Source organism: Roseburia faecis, assembly GCF_001406815.1.
Taxonomy (GTDB): Bacteria; Bacillota; Clostridia; order Lachnospirales; family Lachnospiraceae; genus Roseburia; species Roseburia faecis.
In genome coordinates, this window is record NZ_CVRR01000019.1 from 116,397 (window position 1) to 140,540 (window position 24,144).

22 protein-coding genes are annotated in these 24,144 nt (G+C 43.9%); 18 read left to right on the top strand and 4 right to left on the bottom strand.

Annotated elements, in window-relative coordinates:
* Positions 1-50: 50 nt before the first annotated feature.
* Complete coding sequence (locus tag M72_RS07670) at positions 51-1,148, bottom strand: prephenate dehydrogenase (RefSeq protein ID WP_055067797.1); 1,098 nt, start codon at positions 1,146-1,148, stop codon at positions 51-53.
* Between the two features lie 151 nt (positions 1,149-1,299).
* Between M72_RS07670 and M72_RS07675 the strand changes: the two genes are divergently transcribed.
* The 3 genes from M72_RS07675 to M72_RS07685 all read left to right on the top strand — a co-directional run bounded on the left by M72_RS07675 (position 1,300) and on the right by M72_RS07685 (position 6,682).
* Positions 1,300-3,192: an ABC-F family ATP-binding cassette domain-containing protein gene (locus M72_RS07675; protein WP_055067798.1), complete on the top strand. Its 1,893-nt coding sequence runs from the start codon at positions 1,300-1,302 to the stop codon at positions 3,190-3,192.
* Positions 3,193-3,270: 78 nt separating this feature from the next.
* Positions 3,271-5,358 carry an elongation factor G gene (locus tag M72_RS07680; protein WP_055067799.1) on the top strand — a complete coding sequence of 696 codons (2,088 nt, stop codon included), beginning with the start codon at positions 3,271-3,273 and terminating at the stop codon, positions 5,356-5,358.
* A complete protein-coding gene (locus M72_RS07685) occupies positions 5,339-6,682 on the top strand; it encodes an InlB B-repeat-containing protein (protein WP_261291803.1) in 1,344 nt (447 codons plus the stop codon). Before M72_RS07680 ends, M72_RS07685 begins: the two co-directional genes overlap by 20 nt.
* Here M72_RS07685 and M72_RS07690 read toward each other — a convergent pair.
* Together M72_RS07690 and M72_RS07695 are read right to left on the bottom strand one after the other, a co-directional pair.
* The gene (locus M72_RS07690; protein WP_055067801.1) at positions 6,639-6,926 is read right to left on the bottom strand and encodes a hypothetical protein; all 288 of its coding nucleotides are present in this window, start codon (positions 6,924-6,926) and stop codon (positions 6,639-6,641) included. The two genes, M72_RS07685 and M72_RS07690, sit on opposite strands and share 44 nt — an antisense overlap.
* A 19-nt stretch (positions 6,927-6,945) precedes the next feature.
* Complete coding sequence (locus M72_RS07695; RefSeq protein ID WP_022047074.1) at positions 6,946-7,275, bottom strand: hypothetical protein; 330 nt, start codon at positions 7,273-7,275, stop codon at positions 6,946-6,948.
* A gap of 87 nt (positions 7,276-7,362) precedes the next feature.
* On the opposite strand from M72_RS07695, the gene M72_RS17125 reads away from it, so the two are divergent.
* Positions 7,363-7,509: a hypothetical protein gene (locus M72_RS17125; RefSeq protein WP_022047073.1), complete on the top strand. Its 147-nt coding sequence runs from the start codon at positions 7,363-7,365 to the stop codon at positions 7,507-7,509.
* An 81-nt stretch (positions 7,510-7,590) separates the two neighbouring features.
* Here M72_RS17125 and M72_RS07700 read toward each other — a convergent pair whose 3' ends face one another.
* Entirely contained in the window at positions 7,591-7,821 is a 231-nt protein-coding gene (locus M72_RS07700; RefSeq protein WP_055067802.1) for a hypothetical protein, read from the bottom strand.
* A gap of 169 nt (positions 7,822-7,990) precedes the next feature.
* Here M72_RS07700 and M72_RS07705 point away from each other — a divergent pair, with 169 nt between their 5' ends.
* The 14 genes from M72_RS07705 to M72_RS07770 all read left to right on the top strand — a co-directional run bounded on the left by M72_RS07705 (position 7,991) and on the right by M72_RS07770 (position 24,135).
* A complete protein-coding gene (locus M72_RS07705) occupies positions 7,991-9,373 on the top strand; it encodes a 2-isopropylmalate synthase (protein WP_022047071.1) in 1,383 nt (460 codons plus the stop codon).
* 31 nt (positions 9,374-9,404) lie between these two features.
* Positions 9,405-10,064 carry a GntR family transcriptional regulator gene (locus tag M72_RS07710; RefSeq protein WP_055067803.1) on the top strand — a complete coding sequence of 220 codons (660 nt, stop codon included), beginning with the start codon at positions 9,405-9,407 and terminating at the stop codon, positions 10,062-10,064.
* Positions 10,065-10,083: 19 nt separating this feature from the next.
* The gene (locus M72_RS07715; RefSeq protein WP_055067804.1) at positions 10,084-11,295 is read left to right on the top strand and encodes an NADP-dependent isocitrate dehydrogenase; all 1,212 of its coding nucleotides are present in this window, start codon (positions 10,084-10,086) and stop codon (positions 11,293-11,295) included.
* Positions 11,296-11,316: 21 nt separating this feature from the next.
* Positions 11,317-11,952 carry a redox-sensing transcriptional repressor Rex gene (locus tag M72_RS07720; RefSeq protein ID WP_055067947.1) on the top strand — a complete coding sequence of 212 codons (636 nt, stop codon included), beginning with the start codon at positions 11,317-11,319 and terminating at the stop codon, positions 11,950-11,952.
* Between the two features lie 19 nt (positions 11,953-11,971).
* Positions 11,972-12,646 carry a hypothetical protein gene (locus tag M72_RS07725; protein WP_055067805.1) on the top strand — a complete coding sequence of 225 codons (675 nt, stop codon included), beginning with the start codon at positions 11,972-11,974 and terminating at the stop codon, positions 12,644-12,646.
* A 5-nt stretch (positions 12,647-12,651) separates the two neighbouring features.
* A complete protein-coding gene (locus tag M72_RS07730; protein WP_055067806.1) occupies positions 12,652-14,157 on the top strand; it encodes a bifunctional ADP-dependent NAD(P)H-hydrate dehydratase/NAD(P)H-hydrate epimerase in 1,506 nt (501 codons plus the stop codon).
* Positions 14,154-15,284 carry an alanine racemase gene (alr, locus tag M72_RS07735; protein WP_055067807.1) on the top strand — a complete coding sequence of 377 codons (1,131 nt, stop codon included), beginning with the start codon at positions 14,154-14,156 and terminating at the stop codon, positions 15,282-15,284. Before M72_RS07730 ends, alr begins: the two co-directional genes overlap by 4 nt.
* A gap of 112 nt (positions 15,285-15,396) precedes the next feature.
* Positions 15,397-15,744: a type II toxin-antitoxin system PemK/MazF family toxin gene (locus M72_RS07740; protein ID WP_022047064.1), complete on the top strand. Its 348-nt coding sequence runs from the start codon at positions 15,397-15,399 to the stop codon at positions 15,742-15,744.
* A gap of 63 nt (positions 15,745-15,807) precedes the next feature.
* Positions 15,808-16,716, top strand: a complete 909-nt coding sequence (locus M72_RS07745) for a hemolysin family protein (RefSeq protein ID WP_082413832.1) — start codon at positions 15,808-15,810, stop codon at positions 16,714-16,716.
* Positions 16,717-16,808: 92 nt separating this feature from the next.
* Positions 16,809-17,537, top strand: coding sequence for a YebC/PmpR family DNA-binding transcriptional regulator (locus M72_RS07750; protein WP_055067808.1), 729 nt, complete (start codon positions 16,809-16,811; stop codon positions 17,535-17,537).
* Between the two features lie 59 nt (positions 17,538-17,596).
* The gene (gene glgA / locus M72_RS07755; RefSeq protein WP_022047061.1) at positions 17,597-19,048 is read left to right on the top strand and encodes a glycogen synthase GlgA; all 1,452 of its coding nucleotides are present in this window, start codon (positions 17,597-17,599) and stop codon (positions 19,046-19,048) included.
* Between the two features lie 79 nt (positions 19,049-19,127).
* A complete protein-coding gene (locus tag M72_RS07760; RefSeq protein WP_022047060.1) occupies positions 19,128-19,796 on the top strand; it encodes a ClpP family protease in 669 nt (222 codons plus the stop codon).
* A gap of 82 nt (positions 19,797-19,878) precedes the next feature.
* Positions 19,879-22,440 carry a DNA translocase FtsK gene (locus M72_RS07765; RefSeq protein ID WP_055067809.1) on the top strand — a complete coding sequence of 854 codons (2,562 nt, stop codon included), beginning with the start codon at positions 19,879-19,881 and terminating at the stop codon, positions 22,438-22,440.
* Positions 22,441-22,464: 24 nt separating this feature from the next.
* Positions 22,465-24,135, top strand: a complete 1,671-nt coding sequence (locus M72_RS07770) for a formate--tetrahydrofolate ligase (protein WP_055067810.1) — start codon at positions 22,465-22,467, stop codon at positions 24,133-24,135.
* Positions 24,136-24,144: the final 9 nt, after the last annotated feature.

Sequence of the window (24,144 nt, forward strand, 5' to 3'; positions counted from 1 at the left end):
TCCGGAAATTATCTGGAGCCTGTATTTTTTATGGGAAAACCATTTATGTTTTACCGTTCGTGAACCATATAGCCATTGTCGGTAAGCAGACGTTTGGCACGGGTCAGAGTCTGTTTGTCAGGAAACGCGAGCTGAAGAACACCTTCTTCAAATTCCCGGTTATTTACAATACCTATGTTTTTGATGCTGATATGGTATTGTGCGAGCAGCCCGGCAACAGCAGCAATACCGCCGGTTTCATCGACCAGATCCACAAAACATTCATAATATACCGTAGGGGATTTGACACTTGGCAATGTGATGGAATCCCGGTAGTCTTTTGCCTGCTGAAAGAAGGAAAGCAGTGCCTGTTCATTGGAACTGTCAATGTATCCGCGAAGCTTCGTCAGAAGGGCAAGGTACTGATCCATTAGTGAAAGAAGCGGTTCCCGGTTGGAAGCACAGATATTCTGCCACATCACAGGCGAAGAAGATGCAATTCTTGTGATATCCTTAAATCCCCCGGCAGCAATGGTTTTCATGGTTTCTTTGTCATCATCGATCTGGTGGACCAGATTGACCAGCGAATATGCGATCATGTGCGGCAGATGGCTGATGGCTGCCGTAGAGTAATCGTGTATTTTATAATCCAAAATCAGTGGAATTGCTCCAAGCGACAATACAAAATCACGAAATTCCGAAATTTCTTCCTTTGGAGTCAGGGCGGTCGGGGTGATAATATAGTATGCATTTTCCAAAAGCGTATTGGTGGCACTTAATATGCCTGTTTTTTCGGAACCGGTCATGGGATGCCCGCCGATAAAATTGGCCTCCATGCCAAGCCGTATCACTTCTTCATGAATTTCCGTTTTTGTGCTTCCGACGTCTGTGATATAACAGTCGCTGCGGATAATATCTTTTAACTGACGCAGATATGCGAGGTTCCGTTGAACCGGGGCACATAAAAAAATATAATCACAGTCAGAAAAAGCAGACAGTGGTAACAGATCATTGTTTTCGATCAGCCCCTCACGGTACGCTTCTTGGATGGTTTCTTTATGATGTGCCGTGGCATAAATTTTGATGTCCGGCTGATTGGATTTCATTTTTTTGGCGATCGAACCTCCAATCAGACCCAGTCCGATAAAACCGATTGTTTGAAAAGCCATAAGTTTATTTCCTTTATAATCATGTAATTGATGTGTTTATTGTACTATAGAATGGCAGGAGTGTCAAAAGAGGAATGTGTGACAGCACTTGCAACAATTGTCCGTTCGTGTGATAATAAAAAGGCGAAAGGAAGCAGAAAGAGGAATTTTTATGAATTTACTTACCGTTGATCATATTACAAAAGTTTATACACAGCGTGAGTTGTTTCACGATGCATCGTTTTATCTGCAGGATGGGGAAAAAGTCGGAATCATAGGCATCAATGGAACCGGAAAATCCACGCTGTTAAAAATTATGGCAGGACTCGAAGAACCGGATGCCGGAAATGTCGTACGGGCCAATCATCTTGTGATTCGCTATCTGCCGCAGATGCCGGAATTTGACCCGCAAAAAGGAGCACTTGAGAATGTACTTTCTTATGCGCAGATTGGAAGTGTGCATCAGCAGGAAGACCGGGAAGAACATGAAAAATGGAATCTGGAAAGCAATGCCAAATCCATGATGACGCGGCTTGGCATATACAATTTCGATGAACCGGTGGGACATTTGTCCGGCGGACAGCGGAAACGACTGGCTCTTGTTGCAGTGCTCCTTACTCCGTGTGATGTACTGCTTTTGGATGAGCCGACGAACCATCTGGATGCCGAAATGGCAGAGTGGCTGGAAAATTATCTGAAAAATTATCGGGGAGCAATGGTTATGGTGACACATGACCGGTATTTTCTGGACAGTGTATGCAACCGGATTGTGGAAGTTGATAAAGGACAGATTTACAGCTATGAGACAAACTATTCCGGATATCTTGCGGCCAAACAGGAGAGGGAAGACATTGCCTGGGCAGGCGAACGGAAAAGACAGTCCATTCTGCGCAAGGAAATCGAATGGATGCAGCGCGGGGCAAGAGCGCGTTCCACCAAACAGAAAGCACATATCCAGCGCTATGAGGCCTTGCGGGATCAAAAAAAGCCGGATGTTGATAAAAAGATCGAAATCGGTTCGGTGTCCTCCCGTATGGGAAAAACAACCGTGGAATTATCACATATCACAAAAACATATGGAGATCATGTACTGATTTCTGATTTTTCCTATATTTTCTTAAAAAATGACCGGATTGGTTTTGTCGGGAAAAACGGATGCGGCAAGACAACACTTATGAAAATTATTGATGGCAGAATTTTGCCGGATGCTGGGGAAGTAACCATTGGACAGACGATAAAAATCGGATATTACACACAGGAGATCGAACAGGATGAGAATGCGGGAATTGCATATATGGACCCAAAGCTTCGCGTGATTGATTATATCAAAAATACAGCAGAATATGTACGCACAGAAGATGGACTGGTTTCGGCATCCGCAATGCTTGATAAGTTTTTGTTTCCACCGGAAGAACAGTATGGACAGATCAAAAAACTGTCCGGCGGAGAAAAGCGCAGACTGAATCTGCTGCGGGTCCTTATGGAAGCTCCCAATGTACTGATTCTTGACGAACCAACCAACGATCTTGATATCACGACACTGACCATTCTTGAAGATTATCTGGATCATTATGACGGTATTGTGATTACGGTATCGCATGACCGTTATTTTCTGGACCGTGTGGTGCACAGAATCTTTGCTTTTGAGGGAAACGGAAAGCTCTGCCAGTATGAGGGCGGATATACGGACTACCACAGACGGGCCGAAGAGGAAGGAAAATTTGTAGATACTGCAGGCGATTCGTTCCGTAAAAATGAAGAGACGGCAAATGTACAGGAAAAACAGGCGACAGAAGACTCACGTTCTACATGGAAACATGAAAATAAATTAAAATTTTCATATAAAGAACAGAAAGAATATGAAACCATTGAGGACGACATTGCAGCTTTGGAAACACGGCTGGGAGAGATTGACGGGGAGATGGCATCCTGCGCACGGGATTTTGTGAAGCTGAATGAACTGACAGAAGAAAAAACGCAGCTGGAAACACAATTGGAAGAAAAAATGGATCGCTGGACGTATCTGGAAGAACTTGCGGCAAAAATACTTCAACAAAATGCATAAAAAGGTTGTAAAACTTTCTGAAAATTAGTAGAATATAACCATAAAAGAGTAAATATTCTAAAAAAGGAGGGTTTTACTATGAACGTATATACGACAGACAGAATTCGTAATGTGGTTCTCCTGGGGCATGGAGGATGCGGCAAAACTTCCCTGGTGGAAGCCATGGCATATCTGGCAGGTCTGACGACACGTATGGGGACGGTCGCAGATAAAAATACCATCAGTGATTTTGATAAGGAGGAGACGAAACGCCAGTTTTCGATCCATACTTCTGTGGTCGCGATCCCGTGGAAAGACAGCAAAATTAATGTTTTGGATACCCCAGGCTATTTTGATTTTGTCGGGGAAGTCGAAGAGGCAGTTTCCGCAGCGGATGCAGCAATTATCGTTATTTCCGGAAAAGCGGGAATCGAGACAGGCACGCGGCGCGCCTGGGAAATCTGTGAAAAAAATCATCTTCCACGTATGATTTTTGTGACAGATATGGATATTGACAATGCAAGTTACCGTCAGGTAGTGGAAGATCTGCAGGCTCTTTACGGAAAGAAAATTGCACCGTTTCATCTGCCGGTCCGGGAGGATGGCCAGTTTGTCGGATATGTCAATGTCATCCAGCAGAAAGCAAAGCGATGGACCGATGAGGGAACCGTTGAAAAATTTGAAGTTCCGGAATATTCCCAAAAGAATCTTAATCTGTGCAGGGAAGCTTTGTTAGAAGCTGTGGCAGAAACCAGCGAGGAGTTTATGGACCGTTATTTTAACGGAGATGAATTCTCCGAGGACGAAATTCGTCAGGCGCTCAGGGTAAATGTCATGGATGGTTCTATCGTTCCGGTTCTTATGGGATCGAATCCGCTTGCCCGCGGGATGTATACGCTGATGGCAGATATTGTTAAATATTTTCCGAGCCCGGACAAACGGACCTGCGCAGGAATCAATACGACAAACAACGAGGTGTATCCGGCGGACTATGATTTTGCAAAACCGAAGAGTGCGTATATTTTTAAGACAATTGTAGATCCTTACATTGGAAAGTATTCTCTGATCAAAGTAAATTCCGGTGTGCTTAAGACGGATGATGTCTTATTTAATTATCACAGGGATTGTGACGAAAAGATTGGAAAGCTGTACGTTCTGCGCGGAAATAAAACAGAGGAAGTAAAAGAACTTCATGCGGGGGATATCGGAGCACTGGCAAAGCTGTCCCAGTCCCAGACAACGGATTCCCTGTCCGTACGGAATAATCCGGTTGCCTATCTTCGCACGAATTTCTCAAAACCGTACGTATCTATGCGCTACAAAGCAAAAAACAAAGGGGATGTGGATAAGATTTCCCAGTCGCTGCAAAAAATTCTGATGGAAGATCAGACGCTGCGTGTGGTAAATGACAGTGAAAATCGTCAGACTCTGTTATATGGCATGGGTGAGCAGCAGCTTGAAATTGTTCAGAGTATGCTGCTTGAAAAGTATAAAGTAGAAATTGAACTGATGCGTCCAAAGGTCGCTTTCCGCGAAACCATACGTGGAAAATCAGATGTTGAATACAAATATAAAAAACAGTCCGGTGGACATGGACAGTACGGCCATGTTAAAATGAAATTTGAGCCGAGCGGGGATTTAGAGGTCCCTTATGTATTTGAACAGTGTGTTGTGGGTGGAGCCGTTCCGAAAAATTATTTTCCAGCAGTGGAAAAAGGAATTGCAGAAGCTGTTTTGAAAGGACCGCTTGCGGCCTACCCGGTAATCGGAGTGAAAGCGGTACTCTATGATGGCTCCTATCATCCGGTGGATTCCTCCGAGATGGCATTTAAAGTAGCCGCCAAACAGGCATTTAAGAAAGGATTTTTAGATGCGAAGCCGGTATTGTTAGAGCCGATCGCCTCTGTAAAGATCATTACTCCGGAGGAATATACCGGTGAAATCATGGGAGATCTGAATAAACGCAGAGGTCGTGTGATGAATATGAATGCAGAAAACGGGTATCAGGAGATCGATGCGGATCTTCCATATCTTGAACTGTATGGATATAATACACAGCTTCGGTCAATGACCAGCGGAAGCGGAACATTTTCTTATGAATTTGCCCGGTATGAACAAGCACCTGAGGATGTGGCAGCAAGAGAAATAGAAGAGAGGGCAGGCAAAGTTGTGGAGACAGAAGAATAGTACAGTGTTTGCTGTATTATTGATTGCAATAACCTTAAATTTTATCGTGACACCGACATATGCAAAAAACACAGAACTCGAAGGGGAGAATTATGCCCCTTCGAGTTCTTCCTTTCAAAAACCTGCAAATGTTCACACAAAAAGCGATACGGTTACCGTGGGGTATTTTTTGGGAGGCGGCATACAGAATTCTTTCAATAAAGAATCGTACCCGGCATTCAGCGGGGAGCAGCCGCTGTATACGCCATACCGGAGTGGATTCCGGTTTCTTGGATGGTACTCCGATGCCGCGCTTCACAAACGGATAAAAACCATTCCGACGGATCGTAAGGATCATTACATTCTCTACGCAAAGTGGACCGCAAAGATCAATAATTATTACAATGTAGAATATTATAACTATCACAAAAGAGAGAGCCGCTTCGGTAAAAATCTGGTTCTGTTGAAAGATCTTGATTACGGCTTTTACAATGAAATTGATATTCCGGGTATGCCGGATACCCGGGAGGAAGATGTGTTAAAAGAATATATTTTCAGTGCATCCCAGTGCCCGCAGGGAATTTGTCTGACCGATGAATTTGTGCTGATCACTTCTTATTCCACGGAAGATGACTGTATGGGAGAGCTTATGGTGTTTGACCGGGAAACCGGAGAATATATGGTCACACTGGGAATGGATGAAAACAGCCATCTGGGAGGAATTGCGTTTGACGGTGACAATGTATGGGTGTGCAATTCCTATGAAAACTGTGTGGAGCGGATCTCCTACGATTTTATTGAACTGATGGCATATCAGAATACCGGAGATGTCGTGGATGCAAGAGATGTTGTGGAGGAGTTTCCGGTCAAAAATACGCCTTCCTGTATTACCTGGTATGGCGGAAGATTGTGGATTGCAACGCATACACTTCTGGTGAATTCACGAATGGTGGCATATTATCTGGATAAAAAGACGGACAAACTGATTGCCCTCAGTGATTATAAAATTCCGCAAAAGGTGCAGGGAGTTACGTTCGATGATTCCGGAAACGTATATCTGAGCACTTCCTACGGAAGAAACCAGTCTTCCTATTTATATTGTTACGACTCTGTCACGGCACTCGCAACCCGGCCGAAACATCCGAGAAAGAAAGTGGAAATGCCTCCGGCATCGGAAGAACTCGATGTAAGGGACAATACCTTATATATTCTGTTTGAATCGGCAGGAGAAAAATATTATGAGGGAACCGACGGGAAAGGCAAAAGCCTGTTCCCGCTGGATAAAATTTTAAAAATCCCGATCAGGGAGCTGGATGTGAACGGTTCATCGACATCAGGGACATGATCTTTTTCATTTGCGTCTGACTCTCAGGCGGAAGGTCTTTGGACAGCAGATCACACAACAGTTCGATTTCAGGCTTTGTGAAATCAATATGGTTTTCCTTTGCCTGCCTCATATTTGAGAGAAGAAACGGCATGGCATCTTTCATGTTTAAAGGTTTTTCTTTCTGTGCAAAGGAGAGCAGAAATTGCAATTTTTCCGGACTTAAATTGGCAAACGCCGGATTGTTCAAAAGATTGGAATCCATTCAAAAACCTCCTGCGGATTTATGGATTGTGAAACAGATCCTGATTTTCCATAATACAAAACAGTGTCTGTATGGTATCAATCATTTCCTGTTCTTTTGGGGTACAATATTTACGGACTGCACTAAGCATTGCATCCCGCCGTTTGGTACCGGCAGGCAGAGAACAGGCAGCCATGCTGTTCTCCTGTCTGGAGAAAGCTGCTGTGGCATTTTTCCATTCCATCAGCTGGATTAGCATGGCAAGCGGCTTTTGTGTCGGAACGTCTAAAAACGGTACGATGGACTTTAAGATCTGCGTATTTCTCGTCTGGATCAGATCGTCATACGTGATGGATTTATTTTCATCCATGGATAACACATCCTATATAATTTTTCTATTATTTTATGAGAGAATGCCTGTCTGTATGAATACAATAAAAGAAAAAGGAAAAAACAGATGCATGAGAGACTGATTATTGATGGAAACAGTGTTTATGAAGTGGATGAAGAATGCCTGAAACGACGGAATGTTCCCACGGAATGCAGGGTAAAAGAGGCTGTGGAACGTCAGATCCAGAAAGAAAAAGCCACAAAAGAAGGATAGCATTTTATATGCAAAAAGGGATGCAGATATTGCATCCCTTTTTGGTTGTGCACCTTGCTGCACACGTTTCTAACACAAATATTAGAAGATTCCGCCGCATCCGTTTCCGTTGCCGCATCCGCCACAGAATAACAGAAGAAGAATCAGCCAGCAGCAGTCGTTTCCGCCGCCACTGCATCCGCATCCGTTGTTGTTTCCGCAGAAAGATCCATTTCCGCAGCAGGAGAGAAGAAGAATGATCCAGATAATAGAATTGCATCCACATCCGTTATCTGTTGAACATCCACAGTTTGTAGCAGTTAAATCACTCATAAGTGACCTCCAAATAAATATATTTACAGTATAATGTATGAGACGGCAGCAAAAGGGTTCCATTTTTTCCTGAAAAATTTATTGACTTTCCTATAGTAAATAGCTAAAATAATTTTATAACGTAATAATTGTATACAATTATTCATGTATGAAAAGGAGTAGTCAGCACATGAGAGAAGTAGTAATGAATGACAAATCAAACCTGTTGCAGCTCGAAGAACATTTTTATCAGCTGGTAGATGTGGATGAACCGAATACATTCCGGAACCTTTTTCCCTATGAGGAGATTCCGAAGATTGCGTTTAACGATCGTATTGTTCCGCATAATATGCCGGATGAAATCTGGATTACAGATACCACATTCCGTGATGGGCAGCAGTCCCGTGCTCCGTATACCACCGAACAGATCGTGACGATTTATGATTACTTACATAAACTTGGCGGTCCGAAGGGAAAGATTCGTCAGAGTGAATTCTTCTTATATAGTAAGAAAGACCGCGACGCGGTATATAAATGTATGGAACGTGGCTATCAGTTTCCGGAAGTCACTTCCTGGATTCGTGCCAGCAAACAGGACTTTCAGCTGGTCAAAGACCTGGGTCTTCGCGAGACGGGCATTCTTGTCAGCTGTTCTGACTACCATATTTTCTATAAAATGAAAATGACAAGACGGGAGGTTATGAATCTGTACCTGAGCGTGATCCGCGACTGTCTGGAGACCGGCATCAGTCCGCGCTGTCATCTTGAGGATATCACACGTTCCGATATTTACGGATTTGTAATTCCGTTCTGTGTGGAACTGATGAAACTGCAGGATGAGTACAAGATTCCGATCAAGGTACGTGCCTGCGATACGATGGGATATGGGGTAAACTTCCCTGGTGCCGTAATTCCGCGAAGTGTGCCGGGAATCATTTACGGTCTGACAACACATGCCGGAGTTCCTTCTTCCCAGATTGAGTGGCATGGACACAATGATTTTTACAAAGCAGTCAACAATTCCACCACTGCATGGCTGTACGGAGCAAGTGGTGTCAACTGTTCTCTGTTTGGAATCGGAGAGCGTACCGGTAATACGCCTCTGGAAGCCATGGTATTTGAGTATGCCCAGCTGCGCGGCACTCTCGACGGCATGGATACGACCGTGATCACAGAACTTTCCGAATATTATGAAAAAGAACTGGGATACAAACAGCCGCCGCAGACGCCGTTTGTCGGAAGTAACTTTAATGTGACAAGAGCCGGTATTCACGCAGACGGATTACTGAAAAACGAGGAAATCTATAACATTTTCGATACCGGAAAATTTTTAAACCGTCCACCTCTGGTAGCAGTATCGAATACCTCAGGTCTGGCAGGTATTGCACACTGGATCAACAATTATTATCATTTGCCGGATGACCGGAAAGTGGACAAAAACTCAGAACTTGTACACCGGATCAAAGACTGGGTAGACACACAATACGATGACGGACGCGTGACGGTTATGACGGATCAGGAACTTGTTGTAGAAATTACTTCCGTTTGTAAAGAGCTTGGTATTGTGTTATAGACAAAAATTCGATATTATATAAGGTGAAATTATGGCAGAAGATCATTATTCATTAAGTGCCAAAGTTTTTCATTCCATTCGGGAAGATATTTTAAATGGAAAATATCAGGCGAATGAGGAACTGAAGGAAAAGAATATTGGCGACGATCTTGGAGTGAGCCGGACTCCTGTCCGGGAAGCGCTTCGGCAGCTGGAACTGGAAGGACTGGTACATATCATTCCAAACAAGGGAGCGTTTGTAGAAGGGGTTACCCTTCAGGATATCAAAGATATCTATGAGATACGGACGCTTTTAGAGGGATTATGTGCCCGGTGGGCAGCGGAGCGGATCACGCAGGAACAGTTGGAGGAACTGGAAGAAATCGTATTTTTATCCGATTTTCACTATTCCAAAGAAAACTGGGATCAGATACTGGAACTGGATAACCGTTTCCATGAAATGGTATATGAGGCATGCGCAAGCAAAGAACTGACACGTGTGCTTCGTGACTATCATCATTATCTGCAGCGCATCCGGCGGATCACACTGGAAGAGAAAGCACGGGCTCATGCGTCGATCAATGAACACCGGGCAATTGCCGAGGCATTAAAGGCAAGGGATGCCCGGACAGCGGAGGAGTGTGCCAGACTCCATATCCGCAATACGATATCCAACATGGATAAAGTCGGTTGGGAAAATCTGATGAAATAAAATAAAGGAGAATGAAGCGATGAGCAAGATTACAATGACAACACCACTGGTAGAGATGGACGGAGATGAAATGACAAGAATTCTCTGGAAAATGATCAAGGATGAGCTGTTACTTCCGTTTATTGATCTGAAAACAGAGTATTATGATCTGGGACTGGAAGAGCGTAACCGGACAAACGATCAGGTAACGGTTGATTCTGCAAATGCAACAAAGAAATACGGTGTTGCTGTAAAATGCGCAACGATCACTCCGAATGCCGCAAGAATGACAGAATATAATTTAAAAGAGATGTGGAAGAGTCCGAACGGAACCATCCGTGCCATGCTTGACGGAACGGTATTCCGTGCGCCGATTGTCGTAAAGGGAATTGAGCCAAATGTTAAGACCTGGGAAAAACCGATCACGATTGCAAGACATGCGTATGGCGATGTGTATAAGGCATCAGAAATGAAGGTTCCGGGACCGGGTAAAGCTGAGCTGGTATTTACTGCAGAGGATGGAACCATCGTGCGTGAGCTGATCCATAATTTTACCGGAGCCGGTGTATTACAGGGACAGCATAACCTGGACGATTCCATTGAAAGCTTTGCACACAGCTGCTTTAAATATGCACTGGATACAAAACAGGATCTGTGGTTTGCAACAAAGGATACCATTTCCAAAAAATATGACCATACCTTTAAGGATATTTTCCAGGATGTATTTGAGAAGAATTACAAGGATGCATTTGAAAAAGCCGGAATTGAGTATTTTTATACTTTGATCGATGATGCGGTTGCACGTGTTATGAAGTCAAAAGGCGGATTTATCTGGGCATGCAAAAACTATGACGGTGATGTTATGAGTGATATGATCAGTTCTGCATTCGGCTCTCTTGCCATGATGACTTCCGTACTTGTATCCCCGCATGGATATTATGAGTATGAAGCTGCACACGGAACCGTTCAGAGACATTATTATAAGCATCTGAAGGGTGAAGAAACTTCCACAAACTCCGTCGCAACCATTTTTGCATGGACAGGAGCACTCAGAAAGCGCGGAGAACTGGATAAAAATCAGGCACTCTGTGAGTTTGCGGATAAACTGGAAGCAGCATGCTTAAAGACCATTGAGTCCGGAAAGATGACAAAGGATCTTGCTTTGATTACAACCATTGAAAATCCGGTGGTATTAAACAGTGAGAATTTTATTAAGGCAATCCGGACAGAACTGGAAGCTTCTCTTTCATAAATAAAAGGATTGGAGGATGAAATTGTGGAAAAGGAAATCTCACAAGCTGTCATCCGTCGTATGCCAAGATATTACCGTTATCTGGGAGAATTGCTGGAGGAAGGCGTTGAGCGCATTTCCTCCAATGATCTGAGTCACCGGATGATGGTGACGGCCTCTCAGATTCGCCAGGATTTGAATAATTTTGGCGGGTTTGGACAACAGGGTTACGGATATAATGTGAAATACCTGTATGATGAGATCGGAAAAATACTGGGGTTAAATGAGACCCATAATATTATCATGATCGGTGCCGGAAATCTTGGTCAGGCAATTACAAATTATGTAAAATTTGAACGGTTTGGTTTTATCATTACTGCGTTGTTTGATGTAAAACCATCTTTAAAAGGACAGACCGTTCGTGATATTCCGATTTATATGATGGATGAACTGGATGATTACTGCAAAAAAAATAAAGTAGATATTGCAGCCTTAACACTCCCGAAAGAAAAGGCAGAAGATACCGCACAGCATCTTGTGAATCTGGGAATTCGCGCCATCTGGAATTTTGCCCATGTGGATCTGGATTTAAGTGATAAAAGTGTGGTTGTCGAAAATGTTCATTTGTCGGACAGTCTGATGCAGTTATCATATAATATCGTGAAGAACTCCAAGTAGCACACAAAGAGGTGATACGATGAAGGATGATGAAGAATTTAAAAAAGCGCTGGCAGACAAACAGGTGCCGATTCTTGTACTTGATGAGAAGTGGCATCGGCTTTTTGCTGTGCATGGTAAGCCGGACGAAATTCATGAAACGGAAAACGAGCTGAATGCTTTGCTTGCCAGACAGGGAAAACTGAATGAAGAGTTAAAACAGCTGAAAAAAGTAAAAAAGCAGCTGATGGAAAGCATTGTCGCAAACATGGACGGAACTACATCCGAAGATATGGATGCACAGCGGGAAAAAAAGCTGGATGAAGATAAACGTCTGATTGATGAAACCAATCAGAAAATGGAAGAAAATGAGGACGAACTGCTGGAAATTCCACGTCAGATCCGTGATGTCAACCGGAAACTGATGCTTCAGAGCATGGGATATTTTTACGAAAAAATACGTGTCAATAAAAAGGAATCCGATGATATTGATGCCTGGATCAATCAGGTTCGTGTGGATTTAAAGAAAAATATCATCCGTAAGCAGAATCGGGATATCAACAATCGTGAGATTTATGCGTATCTGCATGATATCTTCGGACCATCCACTCTGGATCTGTTCGATATTCACTATGAAGATGAAGATGTGGAAGAGGACAGCGCACAAAATAAACAAAACGATACGAAAGAATCACAAAAGGAAGAGGAGAGTTAGAAATCTTGCGTTATCTTGTATCGGGAAAAGAAATGAAGCTTCTGGATCAGAATACATCGCAGGTGTTTCATGTACCGGAACTGGTATTGATGGAACAGGCATCGATGGCTTTTGTGCAGAAGCTTTTACTGCTTAAACAAAATAAATTATCGACAGCATTAATTGCCTGTGGAAGCGGAAATAACGGAGGAGACGGACTGGCCATTGCCAGACTTTTACGGGAACAGGGGATTTTTGTATTCGTATGGCTGGCAGGAGAGGAAGAAGGGCATCGGACCAGTTCGTCCTATGATGTTCAAAAACAGATCTGCAGTGCCTATTCCATTCCGGTTGTACAGAAGGAGAAGGTTTCCGCAGGGGAGGCATCCTATGATGTGGTCATTGATGCCCTGTTTGGAACCGGTCTGTCCCGGGAAATATCCGGAGAGCTTGCAAACGATATTGACGTGCTCAATCAATTATCCGGATGGAAAGTTGCCGTGGATATTGCTTCCGGAATCTGTTCCGATGATGGAGCAGTGCTTGGCACGGCTTTTCGTGCAGACGACACAATTACATTTTCATTTGGAAAAAAGGGACAGTATCTGTGGCCGGGCAATGAATATTGCGGAAAGGTACATGTGGTTTCCATGGGAATTACACAGGAGAGCTGGCTGGATCATAAGCCGCATACGGCTGTTCTGGAACCGGAAGACTTAAAAAAACTTCCCTCCCGTATGGCACATACCAATAAAGGTTCGTATGGGAAGTTGCTAATTATTGCCGGAAGTGTTAATATGTCCGGAGCGGCATGCTTTTGTGCAAAAGCTGCATATCGTATGGGAAGTGGCCTGGTGCGGGTATTCACCTGTGAACAAAACCGGCTGATTCTGCAGACAAAGGTTCCGGAAGCTGTTCTTGTTACCGGGCAGGAAAACGAGGAAGAAACTTTGCTGGCAGAACAGCTGCAGTGGGCGGATGCCGTAGTATTTGGCCCGGGAATCGGAACCGGACAGCGTGCACGCCGCATGACATCCACCGTTCTGGCACAATGCCGCGTTCCACTGGTTTTGGACGCCGATGCGTTAAATATCATTGCGGATCAGCCAGAACTTTTAGAACAGGCAAAGACGGACATTATTCTGACACCGCATCCCGGAGAAATGTCCCGGCTGACCAAAAAACCGGTTTCTGAAATTCTGACCACACTGGAGCAATCTGCCGAAACCTTTGCGAAGCGTTTCCATGTGATTTGTGTATTAAAAGATTTTCATACGGTTACTGCCGTTTCGGATGGCATGACGTATGTAAATTTATCGGGAAATAATGGAATGGCAACGGCCGGAAGCGGAGATGTGCTGGCAGGTGTGATCGGTTCCCTTCTTGCCCAGGGAATGAAAGCAGAGGAAGCAGCACCTCTTGGGGTGTATGTGCACGGGCTGGCGGGAGATGCCGCAAAAGAAAAATGTGGAGTCCGGGGAATGATGGCTTCCGATATCATAGAAGGACTCAAAGAGGTAGAAAAATCATGAAAAAAAATCGTGTTTATGCAGGCATTGATTTAGATGCACTGCGCTATAATATGGAATCCATGCATAAAAATATTAAAGAAGGAACCAAAATTGCCGCCGTCATCAAGGCAGATGCTTACGGGCATGGGGCACTGACCGTAGCAAAAACAATCGAGGACCTTCCGTATGTATGGGGATTTGCCGTGGCAACTGCAGATGAAGCGGAGATGCTGATTGCGGATGGGCGAAAGAAACCGATTCTGATCCTTGGAATCAGTTTTCCAGAACATTATGAGCTCATAGTGGAAAATGAAATACGTCCTGCAATCTGTGAATATGAGGCGGCAAAAGCTCTTTCGGATATCGCTGTCAGAAAAAATAAAACCTGTCATATCCATATTAAAATTGATACCGGAATGAGCCGGATCGGTCTGCAGGTCACAGAGGAGAGTGCCGATCTGGTTGCAAAGATTGCGCAGCTTCCTGGAATTGAGATTGAAGGTATTTTTACACATTTTGCCCAGGCAGATGAGTATGATAAAACTCCAACCAAAAAGCAGATTGCACTTTTTCAGAAGATGATAAGAATGTTAGAGGAACGGAATGTTAAAATACCGATCCATCATTGCTCCAACAGTGCCGGAATTGTAGAAATTCCGGAGGCAAATATGGATATGGTAAGAGCCGGAATCACGCTTTATGGTATGTGGCCATCGGAGGAAGTGGCACACAATATTTCCCTTCATCCGGTGATGTCCTTAAAGAGTCATATCGCTTTTGTCAAGACACTGGGAAAAGGGCGTAAGATCAGTTATGGCGGTATCTATGAGACACCGTCAGAAAAAAGAATTGCAACCATTCCGGTCGGCTATGCGGATGGTTATGCAAGAGGGCTTTCCAATAAAGGCTATGTTCTTATTCACGGGAAGAAGGCTCCGATCTGCGGCAGAGTCTGCATGGACCAGTTTATGGTCGATGTGACCGAAATTCCGGAAGCAAAAGAAGGTGATCCGGTGACCCTTCTCGGAAAAGACGGCAGCGAATGTATCACGATGGAAGAGCTTGGCGAATTATCCGGTCGTTTCAATTATGAATTTGCATGTCTGATCACACCGCGTGTGCCAAGAATCTGTATACAGGAATCATAAGATTACACAGATGTCTCCTTTTTGAATAACATATAGTATGAAATCATCTTTTTGAATACATGTGAGAAATATGGAAATACTTTTAGTATCACAAAGTATGGGGTGAAAACGTATGTTGATTCAAAGAGGAGATGTTTATTATGCAGATCTGCGCCCGGTCGTGGGATCGGAACAGGGAGGCGTCCGGCCGGTTCTTATCATTCAGAACAATATCGGGAACCGGCACAGCCCGACCGTGATCTGTGCGGCGATTACTTCGCAGATGCATAAAGCAAAACTTCCTACACATGTCGAATTAAACTGTGACAAATACGATCTGGCAAAGGATTCTGTCGTTTTGCTGGAACAGTTGCGGACCATTGACAAAAAGCGGCTGAAAGATAAAGTATGTCATCTGGATCATCAGATTCTTTTGAAAATTGACAAAGCACTGGAGATCAGCCTGGAATTGTATACATAACTTGACGGAATACAGTTCCCATGGTATGATTTGGAGTATTATATACATTAAAGGAGAAACGAAATGGACGATAGTGCCAGTTCCGGCAGGACGAATATTTTTAAAAAAATTATAGGATTTTTAAACCCGTCTTCCCATGAGGATGATGTGACCGAAGAAGAGATTATTTCCATGGTAAATGAAGGACATGAACAGGGAGTTCTTCGTGCTTCGGAGGCAGAAATGATTCACAATATTTTTGAATTCGGTGACAAAGAAGCCAAAGATATTATGACACATCGAAAGAATCTGATTGCGATCGATGGGGAACTTTCCTATAATGATGCTGTTCCGTTCATAATTGAAAACAATAAGTCAAGATATCCGGTTTATCTGGAGGACATCGATAATATTATCGGTGTTTTACATATTAAAGACGCATTTGCTTTTGCACAGAAAAATGAGGTATTCCGTACTTCCATCAAAGACATTAAGGGGCTGATCCGGGAGGTGGATTTTGTTCCGGAAACATTAAATATCCATACTCTTTTCAAGAAAATGCAGGCAAAAAAGAGCCATCTGGTCATAGTGGTAGATGAATATGGACAGACATCCGGTGCGGTAGCCATGGAGGATATCCTGGAAGAAATTGTCGGAAACATCGAGGATGAGCATGATGAGGAAGAACAGCTGATTCGCCAGAATACAGATGGAAGTTATACCATGAGCGGGTTCGCAAGTCTTTCGGACGTGGCGGAAACGTTACAGATTCCGGTAAATGATGATGATTTTGACACGCTCAACGGTTTTCTGGTTTCCCTGATGGAAAAAATTCCAAATGATGGTGAAACTGCCAGATTGCAGGCGTACGGATATGAATTTTCCATTCGGAAAGTGAAGGATAAAATGATCCGTGAGGTTCTTGTAAAAAAAGCAGATGCAAAGCATCAGCGGCCGGAGGATGACCCACTTGCGCGAAACGGCAAAGAATGATAGAATAAAATACAGGTAATGCTTCTGTACGAATGACATGAAGTATGGATGGTTACAGGATAGAATACAATTTAGAAAAGAGGATTTTAACAATGTCAGGACATTCCAAATTTGCGAATATCAAGCACAAAAAAGAAAAAAATGATGCAGCAAAGGGAAAGATCTTTACCATGATCGGTAGAGAAATTGCTGTTGCGGTAAAAGAGGGTGGTCCGGATCCGGCAAATAATTTCAAACTTGCACAGGTAATCGCAAAGGCAAAGTCAAACAATATGCCGAATGATACCATCGAGCGCGGTATCAAAAAAGCGGCAGGCGATGGAAACAGTGTTAATTACGAGACAACAACTTATGAGGGATATGGACCAAGCGGCACAGCAATTATTGTAAAGTGCCTGACGGATAATAAGAATCGTACAGCAGCCAATGTGCGTAATGCATTTACCAAGGGACAGGGAAGTATCGGTACACAGGGATGTGTATCCTATATGTTCGATGAAAAAGGACAGATTATCATTGACAAAGAAGAATGTGATATGGATGGTGATGATCTGATGATGCTTGCACTTGATGCAGGTGCAGAAGATTTTTCCGATGCGGATGACAGCTTTGAGATCACTACCGCTCCGGAAGATTTTGATGCGGTACATAAGGCACTTGAAGAGCAGAACATTCCGATGGCATCTGCGGAAGTAACCATGATTCCACAGACATATGTGACGCTGACCGATGAGGCTGATATTACAAATATCGGAAGAATTCTTGATTTCCTGGATGACGATGATGATGTTCAGGAAGTATATCACAACTGGGAAGAGTAAAATTACATACTGTAAAAATGCGTCATACGCAAAACAGGGTTTTAAATTAGGAGGCAGGTATGAAGAAAATCTTATTTGCAGCATCCGAATGTGTTCCTTTTATTAAAACAGGAGGACTTGCTGATGTATGTGGGGCTTTGCCTAAAACATTTGATCATAAGGATTGGGATGTGCGTGTTGTTATTCCGAATTACAGCTGTATTCCGGAAAAATACCGCAGTCAGTTTGAGTATGTGACCCATTTTTATATGGCATGCGGTTCTTATATTCCAAGTAAATATGTAGGGGTTTTACAATATAAACTGGATGGAGTCACCTATTATTTCATTGATAATCAGGAGTATTTTAACTGTTTCGTACCGTATGGAGATATGCGCTATGATATTGAAAAATTCACGTTTTTCGACAAAGCGGTATTGTCCATGCTTCCGCTGATCGGTTTCCGCCCGGATATCATTCACTGTCATGACTGGCAGGCCGGACTGATTCCTGTATATTTAAAAAATGAATTTCAGGCAGATTCTTTCTTCTGGGGAATCCGGTCCATTATGACCATACATAATCTGAAATTTCAGGGAATCTGGGATGTAAAAACCATGAAGGGACTTACGGGATTTTCCAATGATCTGTTTGTTCCGGATAAGCTGGAATTTAATAAAGATGCAAATATGTTAAAGGGCGGACTTGTTTATGCAGATTATATTACTACCGTCAGTGATACCTATGCGCAGGAGATTCAGACAGAATATTACGGCGAGGGATTAAATGGCCTGTTGTCTGCACGTCATTTTGACATGCAGGGAATTGTAAACGGAATTGATTATACGACTTACAATCCACAGACCGATTCCAAGATTTACATGAATTATGATGCGTCCAACTTCCGGAAAAAGAAGTATGTGAACAAAGAACGGCTGCAGGAAGAACTTGGTCTGGAAGTAGATAAGAAGAAATACATGATCGGACTCATTTCCCGTCTGACCGATCAAAAGGGGCTGGATCTGATCAATGCCGTCATGGACGGACTGGTAGATGAATTTACCCAGCTGGTAGTTATCGGAACCGGGGAACCACAGTATGAGAATATGTTCCGGCACTACGCATGGAAATATCCGAACCGGGTTTCTGCAAATATCTGTTACTCTGATGATCTGGCACACAAGCTTTATGCGGCAGCGGATGCGTTCTTAATGCCTTCCCGCTTTGAGCCGTGTGGTCTGACACAGATGATTTCTTTCCGGTATGGAACCGTCCCGATTGTAAGAGAAACCGGAGGATTAAAAGACACGGTTCAGGCTTACAATGAATATGATAACAGTGGAGATGGATTCTCCTTTACAAATTACAACGCTGACGAAATGCTGCAGGTGATTAATTATTCCAAGCATATTTTCTATGACCGCAAGCGCCAGTGGAACCAGATGGTAGACCGTGGAATGGCAAATGATTTTTCATGGAATGCGTCAAAATTCCGCTATGAGGGACTGTATAATTATCTTCTCGGTGAATAAAACAGAAAATAATTCATAAGATAAGAACGGATACATTTGTATCCGTTCTTATTTTTATGAATGGCAAAGGTGAAAAACAATGGGAGATACCAAAAAAGAAAATGATAACATTATTGAATTCGGACAGGCAATTTTACATGCAGACCGGAGAAATACAACCATTTATCTGTTATCAATTATCGGGGAAATCGAAGGACACGAATGTCTTCCGTCAACTTCAAAAACGACAAAATATGAACATGTCCTGCCACGTCTGGCAGCGATTGAGGACGATGAGAGTGTAAATGGCGTTTTGTTATTGCTCAATACCATGGGTGGAGATGTGGAGAGCGGACTTGCGATTGCGGAAATGGTCGCGTCGCTTTCGAAACCTACCGTTTCTTTAGTGCTTGGTGGGAGCCATTCCATCGGTGTTCCGCTGGCCGTTTCCACAGATTATTCTTTTATTGTTCCGAGCGGAACCATGGTGATCCATCCGGTACGGATGAGTGGAACCGTGATCGGGGCAAAACAGACATATGATTACTTTAAACAGATGCAGGATCGGATTGCCGGATTCGTGGCTTCCCATTGTCACGTTTCGGAGGAACGGATGACAGAAATGATGATGAATACGCAGATGCTGACCAAGGATCTCGGCACGATTCTTGTCGGGAAACAGGCAGTGTCTGAAGGCATTATTGATGCTGTCGGGGGAATTTCGGATGCATTTGCAAAGCTGTATCAGCTGATAGGGGAAAATAGTTAAAAATAATTAAAAAAGCTGATGGGTGACATTCTGGTGTAAATATGATAAAATAAAAAGAGTTTTGTATGAAGGAGTGTGTCCAATGGCTGCGGGAAACCGTAAATCATCAAATAAAAGAAAAACACAGACAAAAAAAGAGCGTATGGCGGAAATGGAGAAAGCACAGGCATTTCGCGTGGAAGTAACGTTGTGGATTGTTGTTGCAGCTGCGCTGCTGCTTTTTATCAGTAATCTGGGATTCGGAGGAGCCGTTGGCAAAACCGTCAGCGGCTTTCTTTTTGGTATGTTCGGACTTATGGCATATGTTCTTCCGGTGCTGCTTCTTGTGGGCAGTTTTTTTGCGGTATCGAACCGTGGAAATAAGCTGGCAGCCGTAAAATTGATTGCGGCAATTGTATTTTTGGTCTTTTTATGTACATTTATGGGACTGGCCATGAATGGAAACGACCGGATCCATCCACTTGACGCATATACATATTGTGCAGAACGGCATACCGGTGGCGGCATCATCGGCGGATGTCTGGCTTATTACATGTGTCAGGCATTTGGACTGATCGGGTCTTTTATTATTGACATTATCGTGCTGATCGTCTGTATGGTACTGATTACAGAGCGTTCGGCATTGCGTGGAATGCAAAAAGGCGGCAAAAAGGTCTATGAATCCGCAAAGGAAAGCAATGAAAAGTATCGGGAATACAGGGAATACCGTGCACAGGAGCGGAAAGAACGCCGCATGGATCATAAAGTGTCCGGAGTATCCATCGATACACGGATTGAAGAAAAAGGCAAAAAAAATAAAAAGAGAAAATCGGATGAAATGGGAGAACTGTCGGCACCTGCATTTGATATGATGCCGGATACCACAGTATCTCCGATGCCGGAAAAAATTTCTTCTCCGGCACCAGTGGCGGTTTTAGAAGAACCCGCGGCAGAAATACAGCCGGAGATTTCGGGGGATTTTATGCCGGATACTTTTCCACCGGAACCGTCGCAGGCGGCACCGGTTCCGGAACATATTGCAGGATTGGCACCGGCCAAAGACGTATTAAAGCCGGCAGAAAAAACACAAAAAAAGAAAAACGAACAGGAAATCCAAAACGAAGTACAGAAAGTAGCACAGGAAATGGAGACGTCGGGTTTGGAACACAAACCGGACAAAGCATATGTTTTTCCATCCATAGATCTGTTGAAAAAGGGAGAAGGGAAAAAGTCTGCCAATACTGAACATCAGTTGCGGGAAACTGCGGATAAGCTGCAGCAGACTTTAAAGAACTTCGGGGTCAGTGTCACCGTTACCAACATCAGCTGCGGACCGGCAGTGACAAGATATGAAATTCAGCCGGAAATGGGTGTGAAGGTGAGCAAGATTGTCGGGCTGACCGACGATATCAAACTCAATCTGGCAGCTGCGGATATCCGTATCGAGGCGCCGATTCCGGGAAAAGCAGCGGTAGGAATTGAAGTTCCGAACAAAGAAAATGTTATGGTTGCTTTCCGTGACCTGATCGAATCGCCGGAATTTCAGACGGCAAAGTCCAAGATCAGTTTTGCAGTTGGAAAAGATATTTCCGGGAAAACAAAAGTAACCGATATTGCAAAGATGCCGCATCTGCTGATCGCCGGTGCAACCGGCTCGGGTAAATCCGTCTGCATCAATACGATTATCATGAGTATTTTATATAAGGCGAGACCGGATGAAGTAAAGCTGATCATGATTGATCCGAAAGTAGTAGAGTTAAGTGTCTACAACGGAATTCCGCACCTGATGATTCCGGTTGTAACCGATCCGAAAAAAGCATCTGGTGCTTTGCACTGGGCAGTTGCGGAAATGACGGAACGATATGAAAAATTTGCGGAGGCAAATGTGCGTGAAATCAATGGATATAACGCAAAGGTAGATTCCATTGAAGTACCGGAAGGGCAGGAGCGCCCGCAAAAGATGCCACAGATTGTGATTATTGTGGACGAGCTTGCAGATCTTATGATGGTAGCTTCCAATGACGTGGAAGAGGCCATCTGCCGGCTGGCACAGCTGGCACGAGCGGCGGGGATTCATCTGGTGATTGCAACCCAGCGTCCATCGGTGAATGTCATCACCGGTCTGATCAAAGCAAATATGCCGAGCCGGATTGCATTTTCAGTGACTTCGGGTACGGATTCCCGAACGATTCTGGATATGAATGGCGCAGAAAAGCTTCTTGGAAAAGGAGATATGCTGTTCCACCCGCAGGGGGCACCGAAACCGATTCGTGTACAGGGAGCATTTGTTTCCGATAAAGAAGTTTCCGATGTTGTGGAATTTATCAAAGAACAAAATGAAACTGCATCGTATAACGAAGAAATTGTACAGAAAGTGGACAGTATGCAGGCATCATCCGGCGGTACCACCGTGTCTATCTCCGATGCGGATGCGCAGGATGACGGCAGGGATGCATATTTTGATGAAGCAGCACAGATTATCGTAGATAAGGAAAAAGCATCCATAGGTATGCTGCAGAGATATTTAAAAGTGGGATTCAACCGTGCTGCCCGTATTATGGACCAGTTGGAAGAAGCTGGTATCGTTGGACCGGAGGAAGGAACGAAACCGCGGAAAGTTCTGATGACTTCCGAAGAATTACAGGCAGTAAAAGAGGATTTATAAAAAACATTTCAGGAGGAGAAAATTATGAAGACAGATATTCAAATTGCACAGGAAGCAACATTGCAGCCAATCAAAGAGGTAGCCGCAACAATTGGAATTGAAGAAGAAGATCTGGAATTGTACGGAAAGTACAAAGCGAAGATTTCCGATGAACTGATTGCACGAAGCCACAACAATCCGGACGGAAAACTGATTCTGGTGACCGCCATCAATCCAACACCAGCAGGAGAAGGAAAAACGACAGTCACCGTGGGATTAGGTCAGGCATTTGCAAAACTTGGGAAAAAAGCAATGATTGCGTTACGTGAGCCTTCCCTTGGACCATGTTTCGGAATTAAAGGCGGTGCCGCAGGTGGTGGATATTCCCAGGTTGTTCCGATGGAGGATTTAAATCTTCATTTTACAGGGGATTTTCATGCAATTACTTCTGCAAATAATCTGCTGGCAGCTCTTTTGGACAACCATATCCAGCAGGGAAATACGCTTGGGATTGATCCAAGACAGGTGGTATGGAAACGCTGTCTGGATATGAATGACCGTGTCCTTCGTAATGTGGTTGTGGGACTTGGAAATAAAATGGACGGAATGGTGCGTGAGGATCATTTCGTAATCACGGTAGCATCCGAAATTATGGCGATTTTATGCCTTGCCGAAGATATGAAAGATTTAAAGAGACGTCTGGGACGGATTATCGTGGCATATACGTTTGACGGCAAGCCGGTAACTGCAGAAGATCTGCAAGCAGTCGGATCTATGGCAGCTCTGTTAAAAGATGCGTTAAAGCCGAATCTGATCCAGACACTGGAGCATACACCGGCGCTCGTTCACGGAGGACCATTTGCCAATATCGCACATGGATGTAACAGCGTGCGTGCTACCACAACTGCTTTAAAACTTGCCGATTATGTAATTACCGAGGCAGGATTCGGTGCGGATTTAGGTGCGGAAAAATTCTTTGATATCAAGTGCCGGAAGGCAGGGCTTCATCCGGATGCAGTGGTACTCGTTGCGACGATCCGTGCATTAAAATACAATGGCGGAGTTTTGAAGGATGAATTATCCAATGAAAACCTTGAGGCATTAAAGAAAGGAATTGTCAATCTGGAGAAACATATTGAAAACCTTCAGAAATTCGGTGTGCCGGTCGTTGTCACATTGAATGCATTTGTTTCGGATACAGAGGCAGAAACCGCTTATGTAGAACAGTTCTGCAAAGAGCATGACTGTGAATTTGCTCTGGCAAAAGTATGGGAAAAAGGCGGAGAGGGCGGAATTGCTCTGGCAAACAAAATTCTCGAGACACTTGAGAAGAAAGAAAGCCATTTCCATACACTCTACAGTGATGATCTTGGACTGAAAGAAAAGATCGAGACGGTTGCAAAAGAAATTTACGGTGCCGATGGAGTTACCTATTCTCCGGCAGCGGAGCGGGAACTGAAACGAATTACGGATCTGGGTATGGCAAACTTCCCGGTATGTATGGCAAAGACACAGTATTCCCTGTCGGATGATGCGAAGAAACTCGGAAGACCGACCGGGTTTAAGATCAATGTCCGGGAAGTATATGTTTCTGCCGGTGCCGGCTTTGTCGTTGCTGTCAACGGTTCGATCATGACGCTTCCGGGTCTGCCAAAGAAACCGGCAGCTTACGGAATTGATGTCAATGATGACGGTGTAATCACAGGATTGTTCTAAGGAGATAAT